The organism is Shewanella sp. JNE2 (assembly GCF_023159115.1).
GTDB lineage: Bacteria > Pseudomonadota > Gammaproteobacteria > Enterobacterales > Shewanellaceae > Shewanella > Shewanella putrefaciens.
Map to the genome: position 1 here is coordinate 455193 of NZ_CP096169.1, position 12133 is coordinate 467325.

At 47.0% G+C, this 12133-nt stretch carries 5 protein-coding genes, 3 tRNA genes, 4 rRNA genes and 1 pseudogene; 7 read left to right on the forward strand and 6 right to left on the reverse strand.

All coding sequences use genetic code 11. From position 1 onward, the window contains the following. The first annotated feature begins 487 nt into the window (after positions 1-487). The 7 genes from MZ182_RS02120 to rrf (MZ182_RS02150) all read left to right on the forward strand — a co-directional run bounded on the left by MZ182_RS02120 (position 488) and on the right by rrf (MZ182_RS02150) (position 6551). Positions 488-2030, forward strand: a 16S ribosomal RNA gene (locus tag MZ182_RS02120). Positions 2031-2287: 257 nt separating this feature from the next. Further along, a tRNA-Ile gene (locus tag MZ182_RS02125) sits at positions 2288-2364 on the forward strand. Positions 2365-2501: 137 nt separating this feature from the next. Continuing rightward, positions 2502-2577, forward strand: a tRNA-Ala gene (locus tag MZ182_RS02130). A gap of 441 nt (positions 2578-3018) precedes the next feature. Continuing rightward, positions 3019-5911, forward strand: a 23S ribosomal RNA gene (locus MZ182_RS02135). 221 nt (positions 5912-6132) lie between these two features. Beyond that, a 5S ribosomal RNA gene (gene rrf / locus MZ182_RS02140) occupies positions 6133-6248 on the forward strand. Between the two features lie 73 nt (positions 6249-6321). Further along, positions 6322-6397, forward strand: a tRNA-Thr gene (locus tag MZ182_RS02145). 38 nt (positions 6398-6435) lie between these two features. After that, positions 6436-6551: ribosomal RNA gene (rrf, locus tag MZ182_RS02150) — 5S ribosomal RNA — on the forward strand. Together the 16S, 23S and 5S rRNA genes with 3 tRNA genes alongside form the textbook arrangement of a ribosomal RNA operon. Before the next feature lie 21 nt (positions 6552-6572). Here rrf (MZ182_RS02150) and MZ182_RS02155 read toward each other — a convergent pair. From MZ182_RS02155 to tatC, 6 genes and pseudogenes are all read right to left on the reverse strand, one after another. Then, a pseudogene (locus tag MZ182_RS02155) lies at positions 6573-7030 on the reverse strand (transposase); the annotation flags it as partial. 89 nt (positions 7031-7119) lie between these two features. Next, positions 7120-8127 (reverse strand): porphobilinogen synthase, encoded by a 1008-nt coding sequence (gene hemB / locus MZ182_RS02160; protein WP_011790913.1) that lies wholly within the window; start codon positions 8125-8127, stop codon positions 7120-7122. Between the two features lie 9 nt (positions 8128-8136). Further along, positions 8137-10011: a diguanylate cyclase gene (locus MZ182_RS02165; protein ID WP_011918537.1), complete on the reverse strand. Its 1875-nt coding sequence runs from the start codon at positions 10009-10011 to the stop codon at positions 8137-8139. Then, positions 10004-10807: a TatD family hydrolase gene (locus MZ182_RS02170; RefSeq protein ID WP_011790911.1), complete on the reverse strand. Its 804-nt coding sequence runs from the start codon at positions 10805-10807 to the stop codon at positions 10004-10006. Before MZ182_RS02170 ends, MZ182_RS02165 begins: the two co-directional genes overlap by 8 nt. After that, positions 10807-11334: a hypothetical protein gene (locus tag MZ182_RS02175; RefSeq protein ID WP_011790910.1), complete on the reverse strand. Its 528-nt coding sequence runs from the start codon at positions 11332-11334 to the stop codon at positions 10807-10809. Before MZ182_RS02175 ends, MZ182_RS02170 begins: the two co-directional genes overlap by 1 nt. A gap of 46 nt (positions 11335-11380) precedes the next feature. After that, the gene (tatC, locus tag MZ182_RS02180) at positions 11381-12130 is read right to left on the reverse strand and encodes a twin-arginine translocase subunit TatC (RefSeq protein WP_011790909.1); all 750 of its coding nucleotides are present in this window, start codon (positions 12128-12130) and stop codon (positions 11381-11383) included. Positions 12131-12133: the final 3 nt, after the last annotated feature.

The following is a 12133-nucleotide window of genomic DNA, read 5'->3' on the forward strand; positions in this document are numbered from 1 at the left end:
ACATGATGTCTAAAATATCGACGTACAGTTCAGCTGGCATGAAAAAGCCCTTGCACAAAAAGTTTCGCTGCCTATAATGCGCATCCACTGACAGGGCAGACAGCGAAACGCAAGTTAAGCAAAGAAAGCCATGCAGTTCATCGGTTAGCAAGCTAAACGATGAGTGTTGAGAAAGTTGAAAAAACTACTTGACGCACTAACGGGAATGCGTAGAATACGCAGCCCTGACCCGCTGAAAACACTGAAGTGTGTAAGCGAATGGTCAACGCTCTTTAACAATATATCAAGCAAATCTGTGTGGACACTCACAGGTGTTGAGTTAATCGAAACTGCTTAGCCTTCGGGTTGGCAGTCAAAGAATTAATCAATGTAACAATGAGTGTTCATAGCAATATGTACATAATTTTGATTTCGCTTTTTAAAAGCGGAAACAAAAAATCAGAATTCATTGAGCCGCTGAAGTCGAAAGACGGAAGCAACAAAACTTTAATTGAAGAGTTTGATCATGGCTCAGATTGAACGCTGGCGGCAGGCCTAACACATGCAAGTCGAGCGGCAGCACAAGGGAGTTTACTTCTGAGGTGGCGAGCGGCGGACGGGTGAGTAATGCCTAGGGATCTGCCCAGTCGAGGGGGATAACAGTTGGAAACGACTGCTAATACCGCATACGCCCTACGGGGGAAAGGAGGGGACCTTCGGGCCTTCCGCGATTGGATGAACCTAGGTGGGATTAGCTAGTTGGTGAGGTAATGGCTCACCAAGGCGACGATCCCTAGCTGTTCTGAGAGGATGATCAGCCACACTGGGACTGAGACACGGCCCAGACTCCTACGGGAGGCAGCAGTGGGGAATATTGCACAATGGGGGAAACCCTGATGCAGCCATGCCGCGTGTGTGAAGAAGGCCTTCGGGTTGTAAAGCACTTTCAGTAGGGAGGAAAGGGTGAGTCTTAATACGGCTCATCTGTGACGTTACCTACAGAAGAAGGACCGGCTAACTCCGTGCCAGCAGCCGCGGTAATACGGAGGGTCCGAGCGTTAATCGGAATTACTGGGCGTAAAGCGTGCGCAGGCGGTTTGTTAAGCGAGATGTGAAAGCCCTGGGCTCAACCTAGGAATAGCATTTCGAACTGGCGAACTAGAGTCTTGTAGAGGGGGGTAGAATTCCAGGTGTAGCGGTGAAATGCGTAGAGATCTGGAGGAATACCGGTGGCGAAGGCGGCCCCCTGGACAAAGACTGACGCTCATGCACGAAAGCGTGGGGAGCAAACAGGATTAGATACCCTGGTAGTCCACGCCGTAAACGATGTCTACTCGGAGTTTGGTGTCTTGAACACTGGGCTCTCAAGCTAACGCATTAAGTAGACCGCCTGGGGAGTACGGCCGCAAGGTTAAAACTCAAATGAATTGACGGGGGCCCGCACAAGCGGTGGAGCATGTGGTTTAATTCGATGCAACGCGAAGAACCTTACCTACTCTTGACATCCACGGAATTGGCTAGAGATAGCTTAGTGCCTTCGGGAACCGTGAGACAGGTGCTGCATGGCTGTCGTCAGCTCGTGTTGTGAAATGTTGGGTTAAGTCCCGCAACGAGCGCAACCCCTATCCTTATTTGCCAGCACGTAATGGTGGGAACTCTAGGGAGACTGCCGGTGATAAACCGGAGGAAGGTGGGGACGACGTCAAGTCATCATGGCCCTTACGAGTAGGGCTACACACGTGCTACAATGGCGAGTACAGAGGGTTGCAAAGCCGCGAGGTGGAGCTAATCTCACAAAGCTCGTCGTAGTCCGGATTGGAGTCTGCAACTCGACTCCATGAAGTCGGAATCGCTAGTAATCGTGGATCAGAATGCCACGGTGAATACGTTCCCGGGCCTTGTACACACCGCCCGTCACACCATGGGAGTGGGCTGCAAAAGAAGTGGGTAGCTTAACCTTCGGGGGGGCGCTCACCACTTTGTGGTTCATGACTGGGGTGAAGTCGTAACAAGGTAGCCCTAGGGGAACCTGGGGCTGGATCACCTCCTTACCTATACGACTAACTCGATGCTTTTGAGTGTTCACACAGATTTGCTTGATAGAAGAAAGAGTAAAAGATGGGTCTGTAGCTCAGCTGGTTAGCACCCCAATCCCCTCATAAAGAGTAGGGTGAGGTCGGTGGTTCTAGATGGTTGTAGATTTATCAATAAGATGGGTCTGTAGCTTAACTGGTTAGCACCCCAATCCCCTCATAAAGAGTAGGGTGAGGTCGGTGGTTCTGGATGGTTGTAGATTTATCAATAAGATGGGTCTGTAGCTCAGCTGGTTAGAGCGCACCCCTGATAAGGGTGAGGTCGGTGGTTCAAGTCCACTCTGACCCACCAATCCTTCCTTCTCAGCGTTGGAAAGTGACTCGTTTAGTGAACTAAACGTCGCCACTGTCCGCCTTGATAAGAAATGATTGGCAAACCAATCCTTTAAGAGGTTTGGAACATCTTATTTACTCGCACTGCATGTAAATGGGGCTATAGCTCAGCTGGGAGAGCGCCTGCCTTGCACGCAGGAGGTCTGCGGTTCGATCCCGCATAGCTCCACCATTTACTGCATTATGGTTAGAGATGCCAAAGATAAACTTAAAAATTATCTTTGGCTTTTTTAAGCCCGCTCTTTAACAATTTGGAAAGCTGATAGTAATTAATGGCATGAGTCTGTCATGTGATTAATTACAAAAAGTTTAATGCGAAAGCATTGAACATTGAGTTCTCAAACACTTTATTAAGTGTCTTGAATATTCAAGTCTAAGGCGCGTCCACTTCTTTGGTCAGAAGTGAGACAAGTAAAACCAAGCTGGTCGCAATACAATTCGAGATGTGTTTTTTCTTATTTCGATAAGATAAGCGCAGCCAATCGCTTGTTAGGCAAGGCCGTAAGTTGAATGACGAATGAGTGTAGCAGCGCTACATGATTGAGGAATGAGACTTGCAACGCCGCATAACAAGAGGAGTGGCAAGCGAAAAAGAAACCTATCTGGGTTGTATGGTTAAGCGACTAAGCGTATACGGTGGATGCCTTGGCAGTCAGAGGCGATGAAGGACGTAGTAACTTGCGAAAAGCGTTGGCGAGCTAGTAACAAGCATTTGAGCTAACGATGTCCGAATGGGGGAACCCGGCCGCATAAGCGGTCATCATGTAGTGAATACATAGCTACATGAGGCGAACGAGGGGAACTGAAACATCTAAGTACCCTTAGGAAAAGAAATCAACCGAGATTCCCCTAGTAGCGGCGAGCGAACGGGGATTAGCCCTTAAGTCTATGGGGTGTTAGTGGAATGGTCTGGAAAGTCCAGCGGCACAGGGTGATAGCCCCGTACACGAAAACTAACCGTAGATGAAAACGAGTAAGGCGGGACACGTGACATCCTGTTTGAATATGGGGGGACCATCCTCCAAGGCTAAATACTCCTGACTGACCGATAGTGAACCAGTACCGTGAGGGAAAGGCGAAAAGAACCCCTGTGAGGGGAGTGAAATAGAACCTGAAACCGTATACGTACAAGCAGTGGGAGCGGTCCTTGAGACCGTGACTGCGTACCTTTTGTATAATGGGTCAGCGACTTACATTTTGTAGCGAGGTTAAGCGAATAGCGGAGCCGTAGGGAAACCGAGTGTTAACTGCGCGTTTAGTTGCAAGGTGTAGACCCGAAACCCGGTGATCTAGCCATGGGCAGGTTGAAGGTTGAGTAACATCAACTGGAGGACCGAACCGACTAATGTTGAAAAATTAGCGGATGACTTGTGGCTGGGGGTGAAAGGCCAATCAAACCGGGAGATATCTGGTTCTCCTCGAAAGCTATTTAGGTAGCGCCTCGAGCGAATACCATTGGGGGTAGAGCACTGTTAAGGCTAGGGGGTCATCCCGACTTACCAACCCTTTGCAAACTCCGAATACCAATGAGTACTACTCGGGAGACAGACGGCGGGTGCTAACGTCCGTCGTCAAAAGGGAAACAACCCAGACCGTCAGCTAAGGTCCCAAAGTGTATGTTAAGTGGGAAACGATGTGGGAAGGCTTAGACAGCTAGGATGTTGGCTTAGAAGCAGCCATCATTTAAAGAAAGCGTAATAGCTCACTAGTCGAGTCGGCCTGCGCGGAAGATGTAACGGGGCTAAACATACCACCGAAGCTACGGGTGCAGCCCATTAGGGTTGCGCGGTAGAGGAGCGTTCTGTAAGCCGTTGAAGGTGAAGGGGTAACCCACGCTGGAGGTATCAGAAGTGCGAATGCTGACATGAGTAACGATAAAGGGGGTGAAAAACCCCCTCGCCGAAAGACCAAGGGTTCCTGTCCAACGTTAATCGGGGCAGGGTGAGTCGACCCCTAAGGTGAGGCCGAAAGGCGTAATCGATGGGAAACAGATTAATATTTCTGTACTTCCGCTAACTGCGATGGAGAGACGGAGAAGGCTAGGCTAGCGCGGCGTTGGTAGTCCGCGTTTAAGGTGGTAGGTGGGTGACTTAGGCAAATCCGGGTTGCTATACACTGAGAGCTGATGACGAGGTCCTAAGGGACTGAAGTAGTTGATGCCATGCTTCCAGGAAAATCTTCTAAGCTTCAGGTTAGCGGGAATCGTACCCCAAACCGACACAGGTGGTCGGGTAGAGAATACCAAGGCGCTTGAGAGAACTCGGCTGAAGGAACTAGGCAAAATGGTACCGTAACTTCGGGAGAAGGTACGCTCCTGTTGGTGATGAGACTTGCTCTCTAAGCTGACGGGAGTCGCAGATACCAGGTGGCTGCAACTGTTTATCAAAAACACAGCACTGTGCAAACTCGCAAGAGGAAGTATACGGTGTGACGCCTGCCCGGTGCCGGAAGGTTAATTGATTGGGTTATCGCAAGAGAAGCTCATGATCGAAGCCCCGGTAAACGGCGGCCGTAACTATAACGGTCCTAAGGTAGCGAAATTCCTTGTCGGGTAAGTTCCGACCTGCACGAATGGCGTAATGATGGCCACGCTGTCTCCAGCCGAGACTCAGTGAAGTTGAAATTGCGGTGAAGATGCCGTATACCCGCGGCTAGACGGAAAGACCCCGTGAACCTTTACTATAGCTTGGCACTGAACATTGAACCTACATGTGTAGGATAGGTGGGAGACTATGAAGTTGGGACGCTAGTCCTGATGGAGTCGTCCTTGAAATACCACCCTTGTAGTTTTGATGTTCTAACCTAGACCCCTAATCGGGGTTAGGGACAGTGCCTGGTGGGTAGTTTGACTGGGGCGGTCTCCTCCCAAAGAGTAACGGAGGAGCACGAAGGTTGGCTAAGTACGGTCGGACATCGTACGGTTAGTGCAATGGCATAAGCCAGCTTAACTGCGAGACATACACGTCGAGCAGGTACGAAAGTAGGTCATAGTGATCCGGTGGTTCTGAATGGAAGGGCCATCGCTCAACGGATAAAAGGTACTCCGGGGATAACAGGCTGATACCGCCCAAGAGTTCATATCGACGGCGGTGTTTGGCACCTCGATGTCGGCTCATCACATCCTGGGGCTGAAGTCGGTCCCAAGGGTATGGCTGTTCGCCATTTAAAGTGGTACGCGAGCTGGGTTCAGAACGTCGTGAGACAGTTCGGTCCCTATCTGCCGTGGGCGTTGGATGATTGAGGGGAGTTGCTCCTAGTACGAGAGGACCGGAGTGAACGAACCGCTGGTGTTCGGGTTGTCATGCCAATGGCATTGCCCGGTAGCTACGTTCGGAATCGATAACCGCTGAAAGCATCTAAGCGGGAAGCGAGCCCCAAGATGAGTCATCCCTTGGACTATAAGTCCACTAAAGAGCCGTTCGAGACTAGGACGTTGATAGGCATGGTGTGTAAGCGTTGTGAGGCGTTGAGCTAACATGTACTAATGACTCGAGAGGCTTAACCATACAACCCAGATGGGTTTTACAAAGAAGCCTTAGACAGAATATAAACACTTAATAAAGTGTGGTCATAAAATGCTCCTGCATTTATGACACACAGTACATCCGTGTACTTGAACTCAAAAAACAATCAGCTTTCCGAATTATTAAATAAGGTACAGCAGGTCCTAGGTTCTAGTTCCTAGAAGCGCAAAGCGCGCCCTGATACCTTGTTTAAACCGAATATGCTTGGTGACAATAGCATTGTGGAACCACCTGATCCCATCCCGAACTCAGAAGTGAAACGCAATCGCGCCGATGGTAGTGTGGGGTCTCCCCATGTGAGAGTAGGTCATCGCCAAGCGCCTAATTTAGGTTTCTACTTTTCGATAAAAGTGAAATCAAAAATGGATAATCATCACTGATGATAAAGAATTGCTGATATGGCTCAGTCGGTAGAGCGCATCCTTGGTAAGGATGAGGTCCCCAGTTCGATTCTGGGTATCAGCACCATTACAATCTAGTGCCTTTTCCTAGAAAACAATTTTTTGCTTGGTGACAATAGCATTGTGGAACCACCTGATCCCATCCCGAACTCAGAAGTGAAACGCAATCGCGCCGATGGTAGTGTGGGGTCTCCCCATGTGAGAGTAGGTCATCGCCAAGCGCCAAAATAAACACAAAAGCCCTAGCCTAAACCGCTAGGGCTTTTGTGTTTATCCGCTTCGCGAAAACTTACCTCGATGTCGACTCGCCAGCTAAGCTGGGGCAAAAATAACGTCCACCCATGTTTGATGGAACACTGCTCGACAATGTCGGCATAGCCGCTAAAACAACAATTGCCCAACATATTTTGACGTAGCCACTGCCATACCTGCTCTATCGGATTTAACTCCGGTGAATAAGGGGTAACTTGAGAAGCGTGAGATTATCAAAGTTTGTTGATGCGAGCCTGCGCCGTCCATGATGAGCAGAGCATGGTGCCCAAATGCGGTGGCGGCTGAAATCAGCTTTAAATGCTCGTACATATGCGGCGCAATAATCGCTTGTGTCGCCCTCATTGCCGGACACACTGCGCCATATAGATAATTGCTGTTGCCTGACTGTACGTGGATGAATGTCTTTTGGGGGCCAAATGTGGGTGGTCATCCATAAGAATGTAATCGGTATTAAAAATTGCAGATACAAAAAGAGCAGCCATCTGGCTGCTCTTGCTTCCCACATTCAAACTGCGTCTAGGCTTCTTTAAGCCACTGAGCTGCGCGTTTGGCGAAATATGTGAGAATACCATCGGCTCCCGCACGTTTGAAGCAGAGTAGGGACTCCATCACGATCGCCTTTTCTGCCAACCAACCGTTTTGGATTGCTGCCATATGCATGGCGTATTCACCGCTGACTTGATAAGCGAATGTTGGCACTGCAAGTTCGGTTTTGACACGATGCACTATATCTAAATAAGGCATACCAGGTTTGACCATGACCATATCTGCACCTTCCTGAATATCCAGTGCGACTTCGTGCAATGCTTCATCACTGTTTGCAGGATCCATTTGGTAGCTGTGTTTATTGCCTCCTTTTAGATTGCCTGCTGAACCGACAGCATCGCGGAATGGTCCATAGTAGCTTGATGAGTACTTTGCTGAGTAAGCCATGATTTGGGTGTTCACATGACCAGCCGCTTCAAGTGCTTGGCGTATTGCACCAATACGGCCATCCATCATATCTGATGGTGCAATGATATCTGCGCCAGCTTCTGCATGCGATAGCGCTTGCTTCACGAGAATGTCGGTTGTGATATCGTTAAGGATATAACCGGTTTCGTCTATGATGCCGTCTTGACCGTGAGTGGTGAAGGGATCTAGTGCCACGTCCGTCATGATGCCGAGCTGTGGAAAGGCTTTTTTGAGCTCGCGCACAGCACGTTGTACTAGGGCATCTGCGTTATAGGCTTCTTCTGCCATTAATGTCTTTTTCTCTGCAGGTGTCACAGGGAAAAGTGCGATCAATGGAATACCTAACTCAACCAGTTCTTCAGCCTCCTTCAGTAGCAAGTCTATCGAGTAGCGTTCGACACCTGGCATAGAGGCAATTTTTTCACTACGATTAGTACCTTCAAGGATAAACATTGGGTAAATCAAGTCATTGACCGTTAGATGATTTTCGGCCATCAATCGACGACTAAAATCATGTTTACGCATGCGGCGCATTCTGCGCTGTGGAAAAGCACTGGTAATAATATTCACTTCTGACTCCTAATTAGGTTCTGCTGTTGCAGAAGAATATAATTTCACTTGATTACGCCCACTATTTTTTGCTTGATAGAGCGCTTTATCTGCTTGTTCAAGTAAGGTTGTACTGTGTTGATCGCTGGCGACTATATCTGCGCTCACACCTATACTGACGGTGAGAGGGATGGGTTTTCCTTCCCACATTAAACCAATTGACGTTACTGCATCTCTTATAGTTTCAGCAACTTGAAGTGCACCGTCTGCAGTTGTATTGGGGAGGATGATAGCAAACTCTTCACCACCAAAACGTGATACTAGATCCGTTGGACGCTTTAAGTTTTGTTGTAATGTTTGAGCGATAATCTTTAATGCTTGGTCGCCTGCTAAATGGCCAAACTGGTCGTTGATTGATTTAAATTTATCTATATCAAGCATTAATACCGCAATAGGAGTTTCTTGCCGGCGACTGATCCGGCTTTCTGCAAGCAATCGTTTATCAAAAGCGCTGCGGTTTTTAACACCAGTGAGACTATCGATAGTACTTTGTTCTGTGAGTTTTTGATTTACTTCGTGTAATTCTCTTAGTGTAATCTCAAGCTCTAAGGTGCGCTCTTGCACCATTTGCTCCAGCTTTTCATTGGTTTCAGCTTCTAGTTTCAGGGCTTCTTCTCGAGCACTACGAATTTTCTGGGCTTGCTTTAATGCCTCTTGCTGAATACGCAGTTTTGCCTTACGTTCATCGTTATATCGGATTGCAAGTACGAGGGACATGAAGATGATCTCAAAGGTGAGTCCGAGCATAACTGGTGTCTGAGGTTTCATATTTAAATCAATCACGCTCAGATATAGCAGGCTACTGATACAGGCCCCTGTTAGCATGCTGACCCAACCTATAGTGTAAAGTCTGGCAAGTTTATGTCCATTAATGGCTTGCATAATAGCAAGCACCATAAGGATGAGGCTGAGAATGGCGACTGAAATAATCTCAATGTATAAGGCTGTGCCATAGTGGATAAATGGCAGTAATAGCCCAACGAGTAAAATGTATACAGCACTGTAGCGGCAAATAAGCAGCATATGGCGATTATAGTATTTGAGTTGCAGAATCTTTTCGGTAAACATCAACGCGAATGCCATGACTACAGGTAGTAGTATAGGCACCATAATTTGTTGCAACATAGGCCATTCTGGCCAAATAAAACGGAAAGCGAAGCCGTTAATCGTTGCGACGAGTAAAGTCATGCTAAGCACATAACCAGAATAGTAGCTATAGCTGAAAGATCCTGAAGCGACAGCAATAAAAAGACTAAAAATGCCTATAGCAGCTAACACCCCTAATTGAAATCCATGCTCAACGGCTGTTGATTCTGCTATTTGTGCCAAATCATTTGCAGACCAGAGGTAGAGTGGGACTGCTGCGCTGCCTTCCGTTTCAATATGCAGATAAAAAGTGTGTTCTTCATTAGCACTGATTTTGAAAGGGTAGAGGAAAATATTACTGAGTAACGGCCGTTCAGAGTAAGGCAGACTATCTCCCATATAAACTACGTTGAATGGTTTTTGATTAATGAGGTGGTAGATAGTCACTTTATCTAACAAAGGATTATCTAGGGCTAAGATCCGTGAAAGACTTTCATCAGTACTATTCAAACTGATGTTTAGCCAAAAGTTATGTTGACTAAGTTTTTGAATATCTTTATTGGTAAAGTTACGCCATTCTTGTTTAGACAGATTCTGGATATCTGCCAATTGCGTTGTTGAAGGATGACTTACCTGTAGCCAAGGAGTTAAGTTCAGTGGTGTTGGTGTATCTGTGTCGATGTGGAGTAAAGCCGCAGCGGAAGTTACAGACGTTAGCAGCCCAAGAAAGAATAAAAGAAAGCGACTTACTTTAGCCATTATCTCGACTCAAATTAAAAAACGCTAAGCTATTTTGATAGCAGCGTGCAGCAAATTCATCTGCATTTTCCCCCCTCAAATCTGCAATGTATTTTGCAATATAGGGGAGGTATTCCGGCTTGTTTTTGCTCGATTTTGGCTTAGGTCGCATGCTTCTTGGTAGAAGATAAGGGCTGTCAGTTTCTATCAGTAAGCGTTCTTGTGGAATAAAGGGGACGAGTTGTGCTAACTCTTGGCCTCGCCTTTCGTCACACACCCAGCCAGTAATGCCTAAGTGTAAATCGAGCGAAATGTAGGTCTCCATTTGTGCATGGGTTCCAGTAAAGCAATGCAGTAATGCACCCGTAAGCTGTGGCCTATATTCTTGTAGAATAGCGATAAAATCCTCATGAGCGTCCCGTTCGTGCATCAGTACGGGCATTTTCAACTCAACCGCCAATTCCAGTTGGGCGATAAAAGCCTGACGCTGGATAGGTCTTGGTGAAAAATCACGATTATAGTCTAAACCACACTCACCAATAGCAACGGCCTGAGGTGCTTGGCAAAGCTGAGCTTGTAACTTACTTGAATCGGTATTCCAAGTGCTCGCATGATGGGGATGTACACCTGCAGTGCAATAAAGTTGGTTCGGATATTGTTTACAAAGGGTAATGGCGGCTGCACTTTCACTTAAATCGCTGCCAATAACAATTAACGGCGAAACCCCTTGGCTCGCCGCTGCTTGTATGATTGATGCTATTTCTGGCTCGAGTGCGCTGCCAAGTAAATTGACAGCGATATCTATATATGAGGGCATTATTTTAGGCGTTTCACCCGAATTTTGGCATTGCGATTATCAGTACCCATTAAGAAAGAACCTAAAGCTGCCTTTTCAATATAAACCGTCTCGCCTTGCTTTAAGTTGTACTTACGGCCTTCAGTTTGTTTCCAAATTTGACCATTGGTGAAAGTGACTTTAAGCGCGCCGTAGGCATCTTCAGTTGTAGATTGAACTTCCAAATAAATTTTATCTACAGTATTTTCTTGAATGCGCTTAGCTTCCATTCCAAAGTCATCGGCAATATTCGCAGCAGGTGCTTGTGACGTTGTTGCAACGGTAGCCGCCAGTTCTGAAACCGGTGCAACAATTGTCATTGTGGTTGGAGCTTGAGTGTTTACTATGGCTGGTGTTACACCTTTGACGCTTTCTGCTAGTTTGTCATAGCAAATTAAGCGTTCAAGTTTATCCGCCGTTGCGGCACATTGGGTTAGCTGCTGTTCAATGCTGGCATTAGCTTGCACTGATACCATAGCTATAGCTACAGCCATAATAGTTAAGCGCATGAGAATCTTCCTTATTATTATATTTTCTCTAACGCCAGCTAAGACGTTAGCTATTGGTTTGTTCTTCGTCGTCCGATTCGTCGCTAGGTTTGCTGTAAAAACGAGCGGCGAATAAACCACCTTCAAACAATAGCAGCATTGGTACAGCAAGCATAGTCTGCGAGATGACGTCAGGTGGTGTTAATAGCATACCAACAACGAAGGCGCCAACAACAATATAGGGGCGTTTTTGTCTTAAGTCATCAGGAGTTGTGACCCCGGCCCAGCAGAGTAAAACGACTGCGATGGGGATTTCAAAGGATAGGCCAAAGGCAAAGAAAAGCTTCAAAATGAAGTTTAGGTAGCTAGTAATGTCCGTCGCAACTTGAACTCCTTCCGGTGCATTATTAGCAAAGAATCCAAAAACAACAGGAAATACAATATAATAGGCAAAGGCAATGCCGAGATAAAACAATACGGTACTGCTGAATAGCAGTGGCATCACTAAGCGTTTTTCATGTTTATATAAACCCGGTGCAACGAAGGACCAAATTTGAAATAACACATAAGGCACAGCCACAAAAAATGATAAAACGAGCGTCAATTTAAAAGGCGCAAAAAATGGCGCAGCGACATCTGTCGCAATCATACTGCCACCAAGCGGTAAAGACTGCATTAAAGGTATTGCCATGTAATGGTAGATATCATTTGCCCAGTACACACTGCAAATGAACACCAATAACACGCTAGCAATGGATTTTAGCAGCTTGGACCTAAGTTCAAGCAAATGGCTGATAAGTGGCTGCTGTTGCGACATGAA

What these genes read in the sequence shown, in the direction of transcription:
- MZ182_RS02175 (WP_011790910.1), bottom strand. Translation starts at nt 11,334, where the DNA reads ATGCGCTTAACTATTATGGCTGTAGCTATAGCTATGGTATCAGTGCAA.
- tatC (WP_011790909.1), bottom strand. Translation starts at nt 12,130, where the DNA reads ATGTCGCAACAGCAGCCACTTATCAGCCATTTGCTTGAACTTAGGTCC.
- MZ182_RS02170 (WP_011790911.1), bottom strand. Translation starts at nt 10,807, where the DNA reads ATGCCCTCATATATAGATATCGCTGTCAATTTACTTGGCAGCGCACTC.
- MZ182_RS02165 (WP_011918537.1), bottom strand. Translation starts at nt 10,011, where the DNA reads ATGGCTAAAGTAAGTCGCTTTCTTTTATTCTTTCTTGGGCTGCTAACG.